Origin of the sequence: Pseudomonas sp. CFBP13508 (assembly GCF_005233515.1) — a bacterium.
Lineage (GTDB): Bacteria > Pseudomonadota > Gammaproteobacteria > Pseudomonadales > Pseudomonadaceae > Aquipseudomonas > Aquipseudomonas mercuritolerans.
In genome coordinates, this window is sequence record NZ_QFZZ01000001.1 from 219,462 (window position 1) to 237,714 (window position 18,253).

Sequence of the window (18,253 nt, forward strand, 5' to 3'; positions counted from 1 at the left end):
ATGAACCAGAAATCGTTAAATCAAGGGCGTCTTTTGCGCATTGTGGCCCTCGGCTGCGCGGTCCTTGCCAGTTCAGCCTGCGTGAATCCCCTCTGCGCCAATCCTTCCCGATCACCGGAGAAACCGATCATGAAAGAACAGCCTCTGACGCTTAGACAACTGGCGATCGCCCCGATTGCCGCCAACGCTGCCATCGGCGACATGCCGCGTTTGCACGACGCACTCAATCGTGGTCTCGATGCCGGGCTGAGCATCAGCGAAACCAGGGAAGTTCTGGTGCAGCTGTACGCCTACGCCGGGTTCCCGCGCAGCCTTAACGCCTTGTCATTGCTGATGAAGGTTTTGCAGGAACGCGCCGCGCGGGGCATCGAAGACGTGCCGGGACGCGAGCCGGGTCCGGTTCCGTCGGGATATGCGCTCACCGAACTCGGCACCGACAATCAGACCCGCCTGGTCGGCGCGCCAGTGTCCGGCCCACTGTTCGAATTCGCCCCGGCGATCGATCAGTTTCTGAAAGTGCATCTGTTCGGCGACATCTTTGCCCGCGACAATCTGACATGGACGGATCGGGAACTGGCGACTGTCGGCGCGCTGGCGGCAATGGCTGGGGTCGAGTCGCAACTGGAGTCGCATTTGAAGATCAGTCTGAATGTGGGACTGACGGTTGAGCAGTTGCGGCAAGTGGCGCGGGAATTGGAGGCGCGTGGGGATTTGCAGGCTGCTGAGCGGGTGGGCGCGGGGCTGGGGAAATTGGGGGGCTGAAGTCGACGGGGATACCAGTACCATTATTTCTCACCAATGACTGAACCTGGTTGCTGCATCTCCAAGAACGCCGCCTTATTTTCACGAAGCGGCGGCTTGGGGCATGTTGAGCGCAAACCGTCTATGTGCTCCATCAAGCTATCGGGAATGCTCTGCCACATCGGATCGAGAATGAAGTCCACACCTTCTCGCCTTGCCATTTTTGCCGCTGGAACAAAGTCTGCGTCGCCTGCTATCAACACTATCTGATCGACCTGCTGTTTAAAGGACAGCGACGCGACATCAATGCCGATCCGCATATCGACACCTTTTTGACGGGTCTCAATACTGACGTCATTTTCCATAAGGTCAGTCATCTGGATTTTGCCTTTCAACAGCTCAGCGATTTTTGCGGGTTTGATGGTCCATCTGACATCCTTCGACAAATGTCCAAGTCGTAACGCCAGCTTACGTTTACTTCGCAGTCTGGAGTGCAGCTCTTTGCGAAATGCCGCCTCCCTGGACCTGGAAAAATCCACAGCTTTTTTGCTTATTGGGTTGTGCTGTTTGGTGTCCAGTGGGGGGCAGTCATAAAAGAAGATACGGTAAAGCTCTTTCCTGGCTCGTTGTCGTAGCTCTCGAATGGCGCCCGTTGGACGGGTCAAGGTTTTATTGAGGAGGTGGGCGGTTGCCCATCGATGGACCAGATCGGCCGCGCGTTCAGCGTTGAAGGCGTTTTGAGGTTCGATTCGTCGAAAGCGTTTGATGAAAAAGGCGCCATCGACTAACACCGCAGTGGGCATGTTTTTTACCTAAAAAAACGCCCAAGGGTTTGGCACGTTCTGGATGATTAGAACGGCGTACTGCCTTGGGCGGGATGGGAGCAGATTAGGTAGGAGTGACGGATACGTCAACAACACCTTTTTCGTCTGACCTGTTTGCACAAAGTCGAATGTGCCCAGCGCTTTCAACTCTCAGGTGGCGACGGGGAAACGATAAATTGCGGAGGGTAAGCGGGCAAGACAGCGACTTCCGTAAGATTTGTAGGCAAAAGCGCTGTGTCTCGTAGGCTCGGTTATCCGTGAGCGGGCGAGCGCGGTGTTGGGCAGAAATCCGGGGGGGGGGCACATAATGAGAGCGGCTCTGTTACGGCGATTCTCGTCTTCAGCGCTGGCGCCGACTCGCTCCCGGTGAGTTTCCTGTTATCCGCTTGAACGCACGACTGAACGCCGCTTGGGAGGTGTAGCCCAAGCGCTGCGCCACTTCTTCGATTGGCAGTCTTTCCAGCGTCAGCCACTGACTGGCCAGGCGCATGCGCAGTTCGGTGGCGTAGCGCAGCGGCGGGGTGCCGAGGGTGGTCTGGAAGCGTTCGGCGAAGACCGAGCGTGAGGTGTTGCACAGCGTTGCGAGTTCGGCGACGCTCCAGTCGCGCCCCGGTTGTTGGTGCAGGGCCAGCAAGGCCTGCGCCAGGCGAGGGTCGCGCAGGGCGGCGACGAGACCGGAGGCATTGCCGCAAGCGCATTCGACCCAGCCGCGAACAATCATTGCCGCCACTACGTCGGCAAGGCGCGCGAGAATGCCGGCGAAGCCAATGCGCGCTGCGCTGACTTCGCGTTCCATGGTCGCAAGGATTGGCATAAGTCCCGGATAACGCTGGCCGCCGGCGTCGATCAGCATAAGACCCGGCATCAGCCGACCGAGGCCTTGCAGGCTGCCGAGTTCGAACTCCATACAGCCACTAAAGAGTAGGGCGCTATCGGGCGAATCGGCGCTTTGCCCGACCTGCACCGCGCAGACCGTGTCGCCGAGCGGTGCGGCGACGGCGCTGTCAATGTCCTGCACCTCGGCGCCCGGGTGTGACAGCAACTGGTGCGCGGCACCATGAGCAATGAATACCGCATTGCCTGCTGACAACTCGTACAGGCTGCCGTCCTCCAGTCGCAATACCGTCGATCCAGCGGCGACGAAGTGGAAATACGCATGGCCGGGCTTGTCGCTGAAACCCAGACCATACGGCGGACCAGCGTGGATCCGCCGATATTGCACGCCACGCAGACGCATGCTGCGCAGCAATTCAGTGATCAGGTCTGATGACAGTGCAAAGGGATCGGTGCTGCTCATGTTCGGGGTTTCGATCAAAAGTTCAAGACTGCGCATCATAGATCATCCGGGTTGTCGCCAATAGACTGCCCTCTCGAAATGTCCGAGGGGGTCTTGAAATGAATGAACGTGTAGGTGATGGGCGAACTGAAGGGGGGCCGCTGGTGCCTGCTTGGATGGCGGTGTTTTCGCTGGCGATGGGCGTGTTTGGTCTGCTCACGGCGGAATATCTGCCGGCCAGCCTGCTGACGCCGATGGCGCTCGATCTCGGCGTCAGCGAAGCGCTGGCCGGGCAAGCGGTGACGGTGACTGCGGTGGTGGCGCTGTTTGCCGGATTGCTCGTACCTGGATTGACGCGCAGTCTTGATCGGCGCCTGGTCTTGCTCGGTTTCTCGGTACTGATGATCGCGTCGAATCTGCTGGTGGCGTTGTCGTCCAGCCTCGCGGTGTTGCTGATCATGCGCATTCTTTTGGGCATAGCTCTGGGCGGATTCTGGAGCATGGCGGCGGCCGTGGCGATGCGCCTGGTGCCGGCGGCGCTGCTGCCACGGGCGCTGTCGATTATCTTCAGCGGGATCGCCGTGGGGACCGTGGTCGCGGTGCCATTGGGCAGTTATCTCGGCGGTCAGTTTGGCTGGCGCAGTGCGTTTTTCGCAGCTGCGGCGGTTGGCGTGGTGACGCTGGTCTTTCAAATGTTCACGCTACCGAGTCTGGCGCCGCATCGTCCGTCACGCCTGCGCACGGTGCTCGAGGTGTTGCTGCGACCGGGCATTGCCATCGGCATGTTCGGCTGCGTATTGGTGCACACCGGCCACTTCGCGTTATTCACCTACATCAGGCCATTTCTGGAAAGCACCACCGGCGTCGGCCCGCAGACGCTAGCACTGATGCTCCTTGGTTTCGGCGTGGCGAACTTTGGCGGCACGCTGTTAGCCGGCTGGCTGTTGCAGCGCAATCCAAGGACAACGTTGGTGCTGATGCCGGTGTTGGTGGGCGTTGCTGCTCTGGCGTTGGTCGGGTTACCGGCCTCGGTCACCGGGCAGGCGTTGCTCTTGGCGCTGTGGGGGATGGCTTTCGGTGGTGTGCCGGTCGCATGGTCGAACTGGGTAGCGCGCTCGATACCCGATCAGGCCGAAAGCGCGGGCGGCATGGTTGTGGCGTCCGTGCAGTCGGCAATTGCCGCAGGCGCCGCCGCTGGCGGTTCGGTGTTCAGTTTCAGCGGTATCAATGGCGTGTTTGTAGCGGCTGGAATTCTGATGTTGCTGGCCGCGCTGCTGATTGCACTGAAGGTCAATGTCGATGTGCCGGAGCCGGGTTCGGCGCCGGTGGCACCGGTGCATTTGTGATTTGATCAATCCGCCTTACGCGTGACGGCAATGTCCCAGGTTTGCATGACCTGAGTGATAGCAGCATCAATGTTATCCAGCGCGGTGTTGTCTCTGGCGAGGATGGATATGCCCTGCAGGAAACTGTCGAATACCGTCGCCATCGCCGCCGCACTTGTGCCGCTGGCCAGCTCGTCGGCATTCACAGCGCGTTCGACGCAGGCTTGAATGCCGGCACGGGTGCGCTGCCTTGAGTGGGTCAGGGCTTGCGCCACATGGGCGGTTTCCGGGCTCGGTGCGCTCATGACGCCGAGGGTAACCATGCAGCCCTTGGGGTGTGTGTCGTCGCACTGCATGCGTGCCGACTGGCGCAAAGCGGTCTCGATCGCCTGGCGTGGTGGCAGGCTGTCGTCCCACAGGCACTCGGTGACTTGCGCATAGGTGGTTAAATAACGCTGCACGCATTCATCGAACAACGCTTCCTTGGAACCGAACGCGGCGTAGAAGCTAGGTGCAGAGATACCGCCACCCAGGCCTGCCTTCAATTGGGCCAGCGATGTCGCGTCGTAGCCGTGTTGCCAGAACAGTTGCAAAGCCTGATCGACGGCGTCGTCGCGATCAAACTGACGGGGGCGACCGGTTCTCGCCATGACCTGACTCCTCATTGATTTAATATAAAGACTAGTCGATACAGAAATTGTTGACAACGCTGCGCATGCACCCTCAGGATCTAGATCGATCGGTATTTAAATCTGAGTCGGTTTTTCGAGGAGCTTCCAGTGACACCTTCAATCACGTTAACGGCTACGCCAAAAGGTCTGCCCATCGGCGCTTTGCTGGCGCTGGCCATGACTGGCTTCATCTGCATCGTCACCGAAACCCTGCCGGCGGGCCTGTTGCCGTTGATCAGTGAAGGCCTGGCGATTTCGCCGTCCATGGCCGGGCAAATGGTTACCGCGTACGCATTGGGTTCCGTACTGGCGGTGATCCCGATGACCATCGCCACCCGGGGCTGGCGGCGCCGCAACGTGCTGCTGCTGACGATTGTCGGTTTCCTGCTGTTCAATTCGATTACCGCGCTGTCGTCGCACTACGGCGTTACGCTGGTCGCGCGGTTCTTCGCCGGGGTTGCAGCGGGTTTGGCATGGAGTCTGTTGGCCGGCTATGCGCGACGCATGGTTGAGCCCGAACAGCAGGGCAAGGCGTTGGCACTGGCGATGGTCGGCACACCGATTGCGCTGTCGCTGGGCGTGCCTCTGGGTACGTGGCTCGGTGGGCTGGTCGGTTGGCGCACTACATTCGGCCTGATGTCGGCGCTGACCTTGGTACTGATCGTCTGGGTGCTGGTGAAAGTGCCCGACTACCCGCCGCAGCCGGCCCATCAACGCCTATCGCTGAGCAAAGTCTTGACTACCCCGGGCGTGCGTCCTGTGCTTGCAGTGGTGATCAGCTGGATGCTGGCGCACAACATTCTCTACACCTATATCGCTCCGTTCGTGGCGCCGGCGGGCATGGCCGAGCGGGTGGATGTGGTGTTGTTGATCTTCGGCATCGCCGCGCTGGTCGGGATATGGCTGACGGCGAAGCTGGTCGAGCCGCTGCTGCGCTCGACTGTTCTGCTGAGTTTGGCGACCTTTGCCGCGGTCTGCGTGGCGCTGGGTTTTGGCGGACGCAACCCAGAGGTGATTTATCTCGGCGTGGCGGTATGGGGTTTGACGTTCGGCGGCGCGGCGACGCTGTTGCAAACGGCGCTGGCTGACGCGGCGGGCAACGGAGCGGATGTCGCCTTGTCGTTGAATGTAGTGGCGTGGAACAGCGCGATCGCTGGCAGCGGTGTCGTCGGCGGCGTGCTGCTCGATCAGTGGGGCGTTGCCTCATTTCCGTGGGCCATGCTGGCACTGGTCGCTATCGCCTTCGCCATTGCCTGGGGTGCCCGGGCCCACGGTTTCAAGTCGGGCCCGCGCTCTGTAGAAGCTTCGGTGGTGGCGGGGCATTGAACCCCGCCAGCAGTTTCTTCAACCGCGCTTCGGCAGTTTCCAGTTAGGCCGGATGAAATGGCAAGTGTAGCCATTCGGAATCCGCTCCAGGTAATCCTGATGCTCGGGTTCCGCTTCCCAGAACGGCCCGGCCGGTTCGATTTCGGTTACCACACGGCCCGGCCACAGCTTCGAGGCGTCTACATCGGCAGCGGTGTCTTCGGCGACGGCACGCTGCTCGTCGTTGAGGTAGTAGATCGCCGACCGGTAGCTCGGGCCAAGATCGTTGCCTTGACGGTTGGGCGTGCTCGGGTCGTGGATCTGGAAGAAGAACTCGAGGATCTGCCGGTAGCTGATTACCGCCGGATCGAATTCAATCTCGATGGCTTCGGCGTGGTTGCCGTGGTTGCGATAGGTCGCATTCGGCACATCGCCGCCGGTATAGCCGACGCGGGTTTTCAGCACACCCGGGTAGCGGCGCAATAAATCCTGCATGCCCCAGAAGCAGCCGCCGGCGAGAATGGCAGTTTCGGTTTGAGTGGTCATGGTGTGTGCTTCCTCTCGAGACGATGGGGGTATACCCACTGTTATGAGGGCGGGTTGAGAGAATCCAAGGTTACGCTTATCAGAATCGATCACTGGCCACCTGATCAGGCGACATGCAGGCGACTGCGATGTTCGTCAGTACGTATTCAACCAAAGCCAAAGAACGAGCGCAGCTTGCTCGGTGACTTGCGCTCGTAGAACGGTTTGGTCTCCCTGAGGAAGTAATCACTCAGCCCGGCTTGTCCCGTCAGCACGCGGCAAAAATCAACCGGCCCGCCATCAGGGGCTGTATCCCCAGCGACATTGCCGGCCTCGCGCATGACCTGCTCGATATCGCCATCCGCTTCGATGCCGACGATCAGGTGCGGTTTTTCATCAACCGAGGCGTCGTGCATCAGCGCCAGGAATGCGCGTTTCACATTGGCGTGTTTGGCCAGCAATTGCGAGAGCGAATGGACCATCGTCGATGGGTAGTCCGAAGGCTGTCCAATCAACACGTCGGTTTCTTTTTCAACGGTACGCTGCGTGGCGGGCCGGCCGATTTCGCCTGAGAGCAGGCGTTGCACTTCCTCCGGAAGGAATTCCTTGCCGTACGGCGACTTCGGATTCAGAAAGAGCAGCGCGCCCAGCGTGATTTCGAACAATGATCGGGCCGGTATCTCCACATAGCTCTGCTCGCTGTCGATGGATTGTTGCAGCGTCGGCAGTGAGGAGAAGAACGGAATGACCGGGGTGCCATCGGGCTTCTGCCAATGAGCGATGCTGATATTGCTGCCGGCCTGGAGATTGACATGACCTTGCGCCGCACCAGCGGTGCCGAGGATGTAGACGGTCGAGTCCAGCAGGGTTCGATAGAACTCAGGGCGATGCGCGGGTTCGTCCGCGGCCAGCCGGAGTGATGTTTCCAATGGGTTTTCTTGAGAAGTATCCATGAGGTCAGTCCGTTATTTTCAATGGAGAGCGATGATTACCTGGCCGGTTCGAAGATGCCTTCATTCACCAGCATTTCATCCAGCCTCTCGGGCCATATCTGATCATCGGTGCCACGTAGTGATTTAGCGGACCACCAACGATGATCGGCCATGACCTCGGTTTCTTCCTGAGTCCAGCCAGCTCTGGATAGCCGCTCGCTTGGCGTATGCACGACGAAATATTGTTCGACCGCGAGTACAGTTTCGCCGCTGGGTAATAGCATGGAAAAATCACGGTGCGCTACAGGTCCGTCAACCGTGATGACCTCAATACCGGTTTCCTCACGCAACTCACGTATTGCAGCGTCATGGAATGTCTCACCGGCCTCAAGGCCGCCGCCTGGGGTTGCCCAGTAATTTCTGCCGGCCAAGGCGCCGTTTTCATGGATGAATCTGAAAAGCAGAACTTCTTGCGAGGGACTTATGACCAGTAATCGTGCTGCTTTGCGTTCGCGCATCTACATCTTCCTTGAAGGGCTTGCCACTGCTTGTTGCGTTTCGGATTCGTATTGCAAGAGGACGTCGGGCTGGCAAGAGCTCCTTATTGCACAGCCATTAAAGACCACCCAACCAGCTAAACCACGGAAAAACAACTCCAGCTTCGTGGCCTTTATACGCTGACCTCGCCCGCAATTGCCTGCGACAACGAAGCCAGCTGATGATCGCCGGTATCGCCAATAGCGTCAGAAACCACTGGAAAGCATTGCTGGACTGAAGCGCGAGGGCCAGAAGCACATTGATCAGCAATGCCCCAAGAATCGCGACGTTGTACTTGATGTGCCGACGTTTGATCGCAGCAAATTCTTCCCAGTCGTAAATCAACCAATCGTGGGAAAACTCTCCGCACTCAGGGCATTTATGCGTGGGCGGTAGGTTATCCGTGGTGAACCCACAATCAGGGCAGCAGACTGTCATTGAGCGAACCTTCCGCAAGCTGTCTCATTTCGCTAGCCAGCGTAGTGCAGATTGGCTGGAGTTGTCCGTCTACAGCCAACAGGCCTCACAACAAACTCCACGAAACCCCAACATAAACCCCCATCCCTTCACCCGGGGTTGACCGCGCAGCATCCAGACCTTTGTCGTCATACCCCGGCGTGACTGTTGCCGCATAACGCTTGCCGGTCAGGTTGCGCATGTCGACCCAGCCTTGCCAGTCGCCCTTCGGCGCGTTGTAGCCCAGGGTGGCGCCGAACAGGGCGTAAGGGTCGGCGTAGTAGCTGTTGGCGTAGTCCACGGCAACTTTGGACACCAGTTGCGTGTTCACGGCGGCGAAGAAGCCCTGCGGCCAGTCGTAACGCAGTTCGCCCTGGTAATAATGCATCGGCAGGCCCGGCAGGCGGTTGTCGCCGAAGCGTTCGTCGTCGCGGTAGTGGAAGTCGCTGAAGGTGTAGGCCTGGCGCAAGCTCAGCTGGCGGCCGTCGGCGGCGGTCCAGAGTTTGCTGTTGAGGCTGGCCTCGATGCCTTGGTGCACGGTCGGGCTGGCGTTGAGTTCGTAGGGCGTGACGGCGTTGGCGTCCGGCAGTACCGAGAGCAGTTCGTGACGAACTTGCGCGTAGTACCAGGCCAGGCTCCATTCGCCCAAATGGCTGTCGCCACGGCCACCGATTTCCAGAGTGGTTGCAGTCTGGTTTTGCAGTTCGACCGGGTCGCGCTGGGTGCCGGTGGCGGCGCCATTGCCGGCAGGGAAGCGCACGTTGGAGCTGTAGATCAGCGACCACGGGTGCGGTGCTTCGACGGAGCGGCTGAGGTTGCCGAACACTTGCACGTCGGGGGTGATCAGATAGCGCAGGCCGATGCGCGGTGCATAGTCCCAGTCGCTGAGACTGGTTTTGCCGCCGCCCTGCGGATAGGTCACGGCGCTTTCGCGGCGGGTGTAGATCGCGGCGAGGCCGGTGGTCAGCCAGAGGTCGTCGGCGATTTCCAGGTCGTTACCGAAATGCAGGACGGTATCCGAACCCTGATAGGTGAAATTACGCATCCGCGTGCCGGGGGCATAGCTGGCGGTGTTGCCACTCGGAATGCGCACGAACTCGCTGGCGCCATCGTTGGGCAGGTGCTTGGTCACGCGCAGGCCGACATTGCTGCGGCTTTCCATGCCGAACAGGGTGTCGCGGCGCTTGTAGTCGAAGGTGCCGCTGACGTCGGTATAAGCCACTTTCAACCGGTTCGGGCCTTCGCGCAAATCCATCGGGTAGTCGTGGTAGACGAGGCCGGTCTGGATGCTCGAATCGTCGTCGAGGTAGAACGTGGTCTTGTTGCCGATGAAGGTGCTGCCGGGCTGCTTGCGGCTGTCATCGCGGGCCACATACGCCGGGTTGGCGGCCCGTGGGCTGTGTTCGATGGAATGCTTGGTCACGCGACCGGCGAGGTCGTTGTCGGTTTCGCGATAGCGGAAATAGAAGCGGGTTTCCAGATTCGGGTTGAAGCGATAGCCGAAGTTGGCGATCAGGCCTTTGCTCTCGCTGGCGGTGTGGTCCTGATAGCCGTCGGCATTGGCATCGGTCAGCGACACGTAGTAATCGAAATCCCCCAGCACTTGCCCGGAGCTGACCTGGCGCTGCTGATAGCCATGGCTGCCGGTGGCGTAGCGCACTTGCAGCTTTGGCGCGGTGTAACCGGTGTGACTGACGTAATCGATAGCGCCGCCCAGCGCCAGCGAGCCGCGATCGAAACCGTTGGCGCCGCGCAGCACTTCGACATGGTCGACCCACAACGGCTCGAGCAATTCATACGGTGTGCCGCCGGGGCCGGTGAGGGGCAAGCCATCCAGCATCGTGTAGAGCCCCGAGGCGTGGGCGCCGGGTGCGCGGTTGATGCCTGAACCGCGGATGGAGATCTTCACACCTTCGTTGCCCGCCGATTGGGCATACACGCCCGGCTGATAGGCCAGTACATCCTGATTGCTGGCAACGCGGCCCTGCAACGGCTGGCGCATGTCGACCACGTTGGTGCCGCCGGGAACCTGCTGAAGGCGTTCCCGCGCTTCTTCGACCGCTGCATCGCTGCCACTGCGCTCATCTGCCGAAATCAGCACTTGCCCCAGCTCCAGACCTTGGGTCTCGGCCATCGCCGGGCAGGCCAGGGTCAGACCGAGCAGGGCAGTGGGCAATGATTTGGACGACGGCATCGAAAAAACTCCAGCAAACAGGGGATCGGGCAATGAACAGTGCGACGTCGGAACAACCTCAGGAAACACATGGCGACAGGGCTTTTTTGCCCGGCAATGGCAAACAACCGGGCGTGAACTAACCTCACGGATCAGGCCCTTCGGGTCAATAAACAAATTCAGCGGGCTGTTGAAGCGTGAGGACAGGTTCATGGCGAAAGACAAGAAGAAACCTGCGAAGGCAATCGAACGTCCGCGCTTGAAAAACAAGGACTATCTGGAACAGCTGCGCAAGCTGCATATTGAACTGGTCAAGCTGCAGGAGTGGGTCATCGCCAAAGGTGTCAAGGTGTGTATTGTTTTCGAAGGGCGCGACGGTGCGGGCAAGGGCGGGGTGATCAAGGCGATCACCGAACGCGTCAGCCCACGGGTGTTCCGCGTGATGGCATTACCGGCGCCAACCGATCGAGAAAAGAGCCAGATGCATGTACAGCGCTATCTGCCGCATCTGCCGGCGGGCGGCGAGGTGGTGATTTTCGACCGCAGTTGGTACAACCGCGCCGGCGTCGAACGGGTCATGGGCTTTTGCACGGAAGAACAGGCTGACAAGTTTCTCAAATCGATCCCTTGGGTGGAGAACGCTATCGTCGATTCGGGGGTGATCCTGCTCAAGTACTGGCTTGAGGTTAGTCCTGAGGAACAGACCCGCCGGCTAGAAGCGCGAATCAATGACGGGCGCAAGACCTGGAAATTGACACCAATGGATCTGAAATCCTACAGCCGCTGGTATGACTACTCACGGGCGCGGGACGAGATGTTCAAGCATACCGATACCGATTGGGCGCCGTGGAGGGTTGCCGACTCCAATGACAAGCGTCGTGCGCGGCTGAACATCATCACTGATCTGCTCAGTCGCATCCCCTATGAGGAGGTGGAGCGCGACAAGGTCGAGTTGCCGAAACGGCAGAAGCCGGGCAAGTATCGGGAGCCGGATTATCCGTATAAGCGGGTGGCGGAGCGGTTTTGACATTTGCGGGGTTTTTGGGGGCTTGGCGGCCTTTGGGCCGGCCATGCTCTGGGGGTTTTGGGTGAATATCCGTTTTTGCGGTGTTGCGGCTGGCGGTTTCGCCCTTACGGCGAGTCACCTTTTTCAGACGCCAAAAAGGTAACCCAAAAGGCTTGCTCCTGCGTTCGGCCCTCGCAGGCTCGGGTTCCTTCGCTACGGGACTGATCCGGGCGCAGCGGCTACGGTTTGCTTCGCTGCACCTCCTTCCGCTGTGTTCGACTTCGTCGAACGGTCGCTGCGCTCCCACGCCCGGATCAATCCCTCCACTCAGCCTTCCGACGTCGCCGGTGAATCAAGATCAAAAGCACTCGAGCTTGCGCTCATTGTTGAGTGGTGCGGCTTCGCCGCGGGCAGTTGCGCTGCTTGGGTTTTGTAGGAGCGAGCCTGCTCGCGAAGGCGGCCTGCTGGGCAACGAATTTCTGTCGATTCACCCGATCCAACTGTAGGAGCTGCCGAAGGCTGCGATCTTTTGATTTTGCTTTTCTGTGGGAGCGAGCCTGCTCGCGAAGGCGGCCTGCTGGTCAACGAATTTCTGTCGATTCACCCGATCCAACTGTAGGAGCTGCCGAAGGCTGCGATCTTTTGATTTTGCTTTTCTGTGGGAGTGAGCCCGCTCGCGATGACGGAGGGACATTCAAATTTAATTTGACAGATATATCGCTATCGCGAGCAGGGTCTCTCTCACAAGGTTTTGCGCATCACCCGTCCATCCGTCGTCTGCCCTGAACCTCTGTCGCGCTGATTTTTCTACCGGGTAAGTCCTCAGGAGATACCCATATGTTCGATCAGCAAAAGAAGGCATCACTGGCGGCATGGCGCAGGATGGCGGAGCAGGCCGAGGGCGATCTGGATCCGGAACAGCAGTATGACGAGTTGCTCAAGGCTGCGGATCAGATGGAGGAGCAGGGCCTGATCACCAGTGCCGAATGGCGCCAATTGGTGCGTGACGCCGGCAACGTTTTCACCCTGAACGAGGAACAGCCACAGCGCTGACAGCTGCCATCGGAGGAGATCCCATGCTCAGTTATCTGTTTATCGGCGCCAACGATGTCGAGCGTTCGGCGGATTTTTACAAGGCGATCCTGACGCCGCTTGGCTACCGGCATGATCGCGAAGAACACTACTGTTTTTACCTGCCCGATTGCGTCGACAAATCCAATGGCCCCGGCAGTGTGCACATCTCGAAACCGTTCAATGGTGAGCCGGCGACACCGGGCAACGGCATGATGCCGGCGTTTCGCGCCGATTCGCGGCACAAGGTTGATCAGGTGCACAAGGCCGGGCTCGACAGTGGCGGCAGCGACGAAGGCCCGCCGGGCACTCGCGAGGCCTATACGCCGGACTTTTACGTGGCCTATCTGCGCGATCCTGAAGGCAACAAGCTGGCTGTGTTCTACAGCGGCTGATGGATGGAGCCTGTTGATTCGGCCCTGATGGCCGCCCGCACCCAGTTCGCGATCACGATCAGCTTCCACATCGTGCTGGCGGCGTTCAGCATCGGTCTGGCGAATTTCCTCATGGTGCTGGAAGCGTTGTGGTTGAGGACCGGGCGCCAGGTTTATCTGGATGTCTATCGCTACTGGCTCAAGGTGTTTGCGCTGAATGTCGCAGTGGGCACGGCGTCGGGATTGATTCTGGAGTATCAGTTCGGCCTCAACTGGTCGCGGCTGTCGGTGCAGGCCGGTGATGTCCTCGGTCCGCTGATGTTCTATGAAGTGATGGCGGCGTTTTTCATCGAAGCGGGATTTCTCGGCATCATGCTGTTCGGCCTGAAGAAGGTCGGCCCGCGTTTGCACTTTTTTGCAACGTGTGCGGTGGCGGTGGGCTCGCTGATCAGCGCGTTCTGGATTCTTTCTGCCAATTCGTGGATGCAAACCCCGGCCGGCTATTCGATTGGCGCGGACGGGCGTTTCCTCGCCGAGGATTGGTGGGCAATCATCTTCAATCCTTCGTTTCCCTATCGCCTGGCGCACATGCTGCTCGCCGTGTTCATCGGCAGCGCGACGCTGATAGCCGGGATCAGTGCCTGGCAGTTGCGCAAGGCCCCGGGAAACCCGCGTGCTCGTCTGCAATTTTCCATGGCGCTGTGGGTGATTGCGCTGCTGATGCCGGTGCAGATTGTCGTCGGGGACCTGCATGGCCGGCATAGTTTGCAAGCGCAGCCGCAGAAAGTGGCAGCGATCGAAGCTTCATGGACGCGCCCGGCTCAAGGGGCAGGGGAGCCACTGCGCCTGTTCGCATGGCCGGATATGGACGAGCGGCGCAACCATTGGGAAGTCGCCATTCCACGCATCGGCTCCCTCTACCTGCAGCATGACCTGACCAGCACCATCGCCGCGCTTGATGAATTTCCGGCTGAGGACATCCCGCCCGTGGCGCCGGTGTTTTTCGCGTTCCGGCTGATGGTCGGGCTGGGGCTGTTGATGCTTGGGCAGGGTGTGGTCAGCCTGATCCTGCGCCGACGCGATCGTCTTTACTCATCGCCTCGCTGGCTGGGTGCGTGCGTGCTGCTGGCACCGGCCGGTTTTGTTGCGATGCTCAGCGGCTGGGTCGTCACCGAAGTGGGGCGACAGCCGTTTACCGTTTACGGATTGATGCGCACGGCGGACAGTCTGTCGTCGGTGTCGAGGACTCAAGTCGTCGGCTCGACGTGGTTGATTCTGCTGTTTTATCTGCTGATCTTCGGCATCGGTCTGTGGGTGTTGCTGCGCCTGTTGCGCGAGCCGCCGCAGGAGGATCAACCCGGGCCGCAGCCCACCCTTGCCGACGAAACCGGGCACTGAGGAGTCGCAGACATGGACACCGACTGGCTGACGCTGTTGTGCGCTGCCGCACTGGCGTTCTCGGTGATGAACTACGTAGTGCTCGACGGCACCGATCTGGGCGTCGGCATGCTCATGGGCATCACCCCTTGCAGCAAGCAGCGCAGGGCTATGGCGGTGTCGATTCTGCCGGTGTGGGACGCCAACGAAACCTGGCTGGTGCTCGGCGGCGGCGGGCTGCTGGCGCTGTTCCCGCTGGCGTATGCGATCTTGCTGCCGGCCTTGTACGTGCCGTTTATCGTGATGTTCCTCGCCTTGATCGCGCGGGCCATGGCGCTGGAGTTTCGCGATTACGCATCGAACGAGCGACGCAAGCGCATCGTCGACGGCGTGTTGGCCCTGGCTTCGCTGCTGACCGGGTTTGTCCAGGGCATGGTGCTCGGCACCCTCGTGCAAGGCGTTGCCCATCAAGGCGGTCAGTACATTGGCGATGGCCGCGACTGGCTGAATCCGTTCCCGGTGTTTTGCGGTTTGGTGCTGGTGCTCGGTTACGTCTGGCTGGGGACGTGCTGGTTGTACTGGCGCACCCTTGATGAACTGCAGCAGCACTCGGCGCGAGAGGCCCGCGTGCTGTCGCTGGTCGTTGTGGCGTTATTGCTGGTGCTGATCGCATGGACGGCGACGTTGCAGCCGCAATACGCCCGGCGGCTTGCCGATATTCGGCTGTGGTTGCCGGCAGGGCTCATCCTTGGTGCTCTAGGATGGGTATTCAGCAAAGGTTTTCACAGCCGCTTCGACTTCATCCCGCTGTTCGCCGCACTGGGCATTTTCGTCTTGGCTTTTGCGGTGATGCTGGTCGCGCTATTTCCTTTCATCATTCCGCCGGATCTGACCTTGAGCGAAGCAGCCTCAAGCCCCAACAGCCAGATCTTCATGCTGGTCGGATTCGCCGTGCTGATCCCCATCACCCTGGCCTACAACACCTTCGGTTTCCGCGTGTTCAGCGGCAAGGTGCGCGTTGCCAACGATGGTTGAGATTCACGTTACCCGACCTTTTTTGTTCACCAGCGACAGGCGCGAAGCTCGTAGCAGATCAGCAAAAGCCGCCTTGTCGATCGGCCGACTCATGAAATAACCCTGCACCTCGTTGCATTGATCCTTGCCGAGAATCGCCAGTTGCTCCTCGGTCTCGACGCCCTCGGCCGTCACCGTCAGCCCCATGGCCTTGCCCAAGCCAATGATCGCCTGCACCACGGCACGATCGTTGGTGCCGCTGCTGATCGAGGCGATAAAGCGTTTGTCGATCTTGATCCCGTCGAACGGATAGGCGCGCAGATAACCGAGCGACGAATATCCGGTGCCGAAGTCGTCCATGTTCAGGCGTACGCCGAGCTCCTTGAGCTGGTTCATGGTGGTCAGCGCGCCATCGGTGTCGTTGAGCATCACGTTCTCGGTGATCTCCAGTTCCAGGCGGCTGGCCGGGAAACGCGTTTCCACCAGCACTTCGCGAACATCCTCGACGACATCGCTGAGGGCGAACTGCGCAGGCGAGAGGTTGACCGACAGCAGAATGTCATGGGGCCATTCCAGCGCGGTTTCGCAGGCTTCGCGCAGCACCCAGCGGCCCAGCGGTACGATCAGGTCGGTCTGCTCGGCCAGCGGAATGAACACGTCCGGCCCGAGCAGGCCCTGGGTCGGATGCTGCCAGCGCACCAGCGCTTCCACCGAAACGATGTGCTTGCCATCGACCTTGTAGCGCGGCTGATAGTGCAGGACGAATTCGTTGTGCTTGAGCGCATGGCGCAGGTCATCTTCCATTTGCCGGCGCGTCTGGATCTGATCGCTCATGTGCGCTTCGAAATAGCACCAGGTGTTCTTGCCGTCGGATTTGGCCTGATACAGCGCGATGTCGGCATAGCGGATCAGATCGCTGGCGACGAAACCGTGTCGACGACTCAGGGCGATGCCGATGCTGGCGCCGATATGCAGCGGATGCTGTTCGTAGAGGATCGGCTGATGCAGGCTGCCGATCAGCCTCGTGCAGAATTTGTCGATCTCGTTATGGCTGTCCATGCCATTGAGCACCACGACGAATTCATCACCACCGAGGCGGGCGACGAGGTCATGTTCGCGGGTGCATTCGCGCAGGCGCGTAGCGACTTCCTGAAGAACCGCGTCACCGGCAGGATGGCCGAGGGAATCATTGATCGGTTTGAAGTTGTCCAGATCGATCATCAGCAGCGACAGCGGTGGCGAATGTTCCTTCAACACCAAGACCTCGTCGAGATAACGCGCCAGTTTGTTGCGGTTGGGCAGACCGGTCAGGGCGTCATGCATCGACAGGTGCTGGATCTGCGCATGGGCGGCGACTTCGTCGGTGATATCGCTGGCAGTGCCGCGATAGCCGACGACGCTGTCCTTGTCGAAAATCGGCCGCGCCGAGAGCCGGCAGTGGCGTGGCTGCCCGGAGTGATCGCGATAAGTGCAGCGCAAATCGCCGGCGCTGTTTTCTTCGCTGAGTTTGCGCAGCCACAGCTCCAGTGGTGTGGTGTCGCAAGTCAGTAATTCGCCGATGTCCTGGCCCAGCCACAGGGCCTGCGGGTAGCCGGTAACTTCGCTGAAGCGCGCCGACAGATAGGTCAGCGACAGCTGATCATCAACTTCCCAGATCCAGTCCGACGCCGCTTCGGCCACGGCGCGAAAGCGTTCCTCACTGGCTTCGAGGGCATGATTGGCGGCTTCCAGTGCCTGATTCGACGCCTGCATCGCATGGATACTGTTATCGACGTATTGCGAAGAGCGCAGGGCGTGGCGGAAAAAGTATGCCGTCAGCAGCATCAGTACCAGAAACGTCGCGCCGAGCGGTGGCACCAGCGTCCACAACAATTGCTGACCGGGCCGTTGCAGGTCGGCGACCAGGCTGTAGCCGGTGCTGTCGAGGGGCACGCTTGGATGGCCTTTTTCAATGGTGTCGTCCGGGACCAGGGTCAGGTTCGTCAGGCCATAACCGCTGCCGATCTTGCGCAGTTTGGTCGGGGTCAGCTTGTCGACGAACACCAGCACCGAGGTGTTTCTCAATTCATCCAGCGGGCGCTCGTCGTTGGGAATGATCGCGGCAGCGGTGATCAGCGCCGGCCAGCCTTCGAACAATGAATAGCTACTGATCGGCTTGGTCAGATCAGGCTGGCTCAACACCTGCTCGACCAGTGCCGAGGCGGGCGCTTGCAGTACGCCGGATACGTCGGTTTCAACCATCTGCCCGCGAATCACCGCGTACTTGGTGCGATTTCGGTCAAGGACGAACACGCCGTCGTAGCCGTCGCTGGTGAACAGGGTCTTGCCCATGTTCTGTTCGGTATAGGCCCAATTGACGTCAATCGGCCCGCTCAAGGCCTCATAGGCGCGGGTCCAGTAGGCGTAACTGGTGATGTAGTTTTTCGACGCGGTGACGCGGTTTTCCACGGCGCGCACGGAATAGAACTGGTTCTGTTCCAGGTCTTTCGCGTCAAGGGAATTGGCAATGCCAAGCAGGGTGCTGATCGCGGCAATGACACCCGCAACAAACAGTGCGCCAACGGCGATGGCCAGGCGCCGGGTCACGGCGCGTTGCGGGGTGGGGATTGGCTGCGCAGGGAGAGTAACGGCCATGTGCTCGTCCTT

At 60.0% G+C, this 18,253-nt stretch carries 17 protein-coding genes; 8 read left to right on the forward strand and 9 right to left on the reverse strand.

The genetic code is table 11. The features are described 5' to 3' along the window. Positions 1 to 129: 129 nt before the first annotated feature. Entirely contained in the window at positions 130 to 762 is a 633-nt protein-coding gene (locus PspCFBP13508_RS01055) for a carboxymuconolactone decarboxylase family protein (protein ID WP_241669478.1), read from the forward strand. 23 nt (positions 763 to 785) lie between these two features. Here PspCFBP13508_RS01055 and PspCFBP13508_RS01060 read toward each other — a convergent pair whose 3' ends face one another. Together PspCFBP13508_RS01060 and PspCFBP13508_RS01065 are read right to left on the reverse strand one after the other, a co-directional pair. Continuing rightward, positions 786 to 1,544: an NYN domain-containing protein gene (locus PspCFBP13508_RS01060; RefSeq protein ID WP_052269086.1), complete on the reverse strand. Its 759-nt coding sequence runs from the start codon at positions 1,542 to 1,544 to the stop codon at positions 786 to 788. 361 nt (positions 1,545 to 1,905) lie between these two features. Continuing rightward, the gene (locus PspCFBP13508_RS01065) at positions 1,906 to 2,898 is read right to left on the reverse strand and encodes an AraC family transcriptional regulator (RefSeq protein ID WP_137213788.1); all 993 of its coding nucleotides are present in this window, start codon (positions 2,896 to 2,898) and stop codon (positions 1,906 to 1,908) included. A 62-nt stretch (positions 2,899 to 2,960) separates the two neighbouring features. On the opposite strand from PspCFBP13508_RS01065, the gene PspCFBP13508_RS01070 reads away from it, so the two are divergent. Further along, positions 2,961 to 4,187 carry an MFS transporter gene (locus tag PspCFBP13508_RS01070; RefSeq protein WP_130912175.1) on the forward strand — a complete coding sequence of 409 codons (1,227 nt, stop codon included), beginning with the start codon at positions 2,961 to 2,963 and terminating at the stop codon, positions 4,185 to 4,187. 5 nt (positions 4,188 to 4,192) lie between these two features. Here the strand turns inward: PspCFBP13508_RS01070 and PspCFBP13508_RS01075 are convergent, their stop codons facing one another. Further along, a complete protein-coding gene (locus tag PspCFBP13508_RS01075) occupies positions 4,193 to 4,816 on the reverse strand; it encodes a TetR/AcrR family transcriptional regulator (protein ID WP_016774418.1) in 624 nt (207 codons plus the stop codon). Positions 4,817 to 4,945: 129 nt separating this feature from the next. Between PspCFBP13508_RS01075 and PspCFBP13508_RS01080 the strand changes: the two genes are divergently transcribed. Then, positions 4,946 to 6,163 carry an MFS transporter gene (locus PspCFBP13508_RS01080; protein WP_016774419.1) on the forward strand — a complete coding sequence of 406 codons (1,218 nt, stop codon included), beginning with the start codon at positions 4,946 to 4,948 and terminating at the stop codon, positions 6,161 to 6,163. 18 nt (positions 6,164 to 6,181) lie between these two features. Here PspCFBP13508_RS01080 and msrA read toward each other — a convergent pair whose 3' ends face one another. The 5 genes from msrA to PspCFBP13508_RS01105 form a co-directional block, all read right to left on the reverse strand. Further along, positions 6,182 to 6,688, reverse strand: coding sequence for a peptide-methionine (S)-S-oxide reductase MsrA (gene msrA, locus PspCFBP13508_RS01085; protein WP_016774420.1), 507 nt, complete (start codon positions 6,686 to 6,688; stop codon positions 6,182 to 6,184). 146 nt (positions 6,689 to 6,834) lie between these two features. Next, positions 6,835 to 7,620 carry an enhanced serine sensitivity protein SseB gene (gene sseB, locus PspCFBP13508_RS01090; protein WP_137213392.1) on the reverse strand — a complete coding sequence of 262 codons (786 nt, stop codon included), beginning with the start codon at positions 7,618 to 7,620 and terminating at the stop codon, positions 6,835 to 6,837. 35 nt (positions 7,621 to 7,655) lie between these two features. Continuing rightward, positions 7,656 to 8,117: an NUDIX domain-containing protein gene (locus PspCFBP13508_RS01095; protein WP_137213393.1), complete on the reverse strand. Its 462-nt coding sequence runs from the start codon at positions 8,115 to 8,117 to the stop codon at positions 7,656 to 7,658. Between the two features lie 97 nt (positions 8,118 to 8,214). After that, a complete protein-coding gene (locus tag PspCFBP13508_RS01100) occupies positions 8,215 to 8,574 on the reverse strand; it encodes a hypothetical protein (protein ID WP_137213394.1) in 360 nt (119 codons plus the stop codon). Positions 8,575 to 8,659: 85 nt separating this feature from the next. Continuing rightward, entirely contained in the window at positions 8,660 to 10,786 is a 2,127-nt protein-coding gene (locus tag PspCFBP13508_RS01105; RefSeq protein WP_137213395.1) for a TonB-dependent receptor, read from the reverse strand. A gap of 190 nt (positions 10,787 to 10,976) precedes the next feature. Here PspCFBP13508_RS01105 and ppk2 point away from each other — a divergent pair, with 190 nt between their 5' ends. The 5 genes from ppk2 (at position 10,977) to cydB (ending at position 15,628) form a co-directional block, all read left to right on the forward strand. Beyond that, positions 10,977 to 11,792: a polyphosphate kinase 2 gene (ppk2, locus tag PspCFBP13508_RS01110; protein WP_130888068.1), complete on the forward strand. Its 816-nt coding sequence runs from the start codon at positions 10,977 to 10,979 to the stop codon at positions 11,790 to 11,792. 816 nt (positions 11,793 to 12,608) lie between these two features. Then, complete coding sequence (locus PspCFBP13508_RS01115) at positions 12,609 to 12,824, forward strand: hypothetical protein (protein ID WP_016774424.1); 216 nt, start codon at positions 12,609 to 12,611, stop codon at positions 12,822 to 12,824. A 23-nt stretch (positions 12,825 to 12,847) separates the two neighbouring features. After that, on the forward strand, positions 12,848 to 13,237 hold the full coding sequence (locus PspCFBP13508_RS01120) for a VOC family protein (protein ID WP_137213396.1): 390 nt from the start codon (positions 12,848 to 12,850) through the stop codon (positions 13,235 to 13,237). A 27-nt stretch (positions 13,238 to 13,264) separates the two neighbouring features. After that, positions 13,265 to 14,614 (forward strand): cytochrome ubiquinol oxidase subunit I, encoded by a 1,350-nt coding sequence (locus tag PspCFBP13508_RS01125; protein ID WP_241669479.1) that lies wholly within the window; start codon positions 13,265 to 13,267, stop codon positions 14,612 to 14,614. Positions 14,615 to 14,626: 12 nt separating this feature from the next. Beyond that, a complete protein-coding gene (gene cydB, locus PspCFBP13508_RS01130) occupies positions 14,627 to 15,628 on the forward strand; it encodes a cytochrome d ubiquinol oxidase subunit II (RefSeq protein WP_137213398.1) in 1,002 nt (333 codons plus the stop codon). A gap of 3 nt (positions 15,629 to 15,631) precedes the next feature. Here cydB and PspCFBP13508_RS01135 read toward each other — a convergent pair whose 3' ends face one another. Continuing rightward, complete coding sequence (locus PspCFBP13508_RS01135) at positions 15,632 to 18,241, reverse strand: EAL domain-containing protein (protein WP_137213399.1); 2,610 nt, start codon at positions 18,239 to 18,241, stop codon at positions 15,632 to 15,634. Positions 18,242 to 18,253 lie beyond the last annotated feature (12 nt).

Excerpts from the sequence above, each read along its gene's own strand:
- PspCFBP13508_RS01070 (WP_130912175.1), top strand. The coding sequence starts at position 2,961 with ATGAATGAACGTGTAGGTGATGGGCGAACTGAAGGGGGGCCGCTGGTG.
- PspCFBP13508_RS01120 (WP_137213396.1), top strand. The coding sequence starts at position 12,848 with ATGCTCAGTTATCTGTTTATCGGCGCCAACGATGTCGAGCGTTCGGCG.
- cydB (WP_137213398.1), top strand. The coding sequence starts at position 14,627 with ATGGACACCGACTGGCTGACGCTGTTGTGCGCTGCCGCACTGGCGTTC.
- PspCFBP13508_RS01065 (WP_137213788.1), bottom strand. The coding sequence starts at position 2,898 with ATGCGCAGTCTTGAACTTTTGATCGAAACCCCGAACATGAGCAGCACC.
- sseB (WP_137213392.1), bottom strand. The coding sequence starts at position 7,620 with ATGGATACTTCTCAAGAAAACCCATTGGAAACATCACTCCGGCTGGCC.
- PspCFBP13508_RS01095 (WP_137213393.1), bottom strand. The coding sequence starts at position 8,117 with ATGCGCGAACGCAAAGCAGCACGATTACTGGTCATAAGTCCCTCGCAA.
- PspCFBP13508_RS01060 (WP_052269086.1), bottom strand. The coding sequence starts at position 1,544 with ATGCCCACTGCGGTGTTAGTCGATGGCGCCTTTTTCATCAAACGCTTT.
- msrA (WP_016774420.1), bottom strand. The coding sequence starts at position 6,688 with ATGACCACTCAAACCGAAACTGCCATTCTCGCCGGCGGCTGCTTCTGG.
- PspCFBP13508_RS01135 (WP_137213399.1), bottom strand. The coding sequence starts at position 18,241 with ATGGCCGTTACTCTCCCTGCGCAGCCAATCCCCACCCCGCAACGCGCC.
- PspCFBP13508_RS01100 (WP_137213394.1), bottom strand. The coding sequence starts at position 8,574 with ATGACAGTCTGCTGCCCTGATTGTGGGTTCACCACGGATAACCTACCG.
- PspCFBP13508_RS01075 (WP_016774418.1), bottom strand. The coding sequence starts at position 4,816 with ATGGCGAGAACCGGTCGCCCCCGTCAGTTTGATCGCGACGACGCCGTC.
- PspCFBP13508_RS01055 (WP_241669478.1), top strand. The coding sequence starts at position 130 with ATGAAAGAACAGCCTCTGACGCTTAGACAACTGGCGATCGCCCCGATT.
- PspCFBP13508_RS01125 (WP_241669479.1), top strand. The coding sequence starts at position 13,265 with ATGGCCGCCCGCACCCAGTTCGCGATCACGATCAGCTTCCACATCGTG.
- ppk2 (WP_130888068.1), top strand. The coding sequence starts at position 10,977 with ATGGCGAAAGACAAGAAGAAACCTGCGAAGGCAATCGAACGTCCGCGC.
- PspCFBP13508_RS01115 (WP_016774424.1), top strand. The coding sequence starts at position 12,609 with ATGTTCGATCAGCAAAAGAAGGCATCACTGGCGGCATGGCGCAGGATG.
- PspCFBP13508_RS01105 (WP_137213395.1), bottom strand. The coding sequence starts at position 10,786 with ATGCCGTCGTCCAAATCATTGCCCACTGCCCTGCTCGGTCTGACCCTG.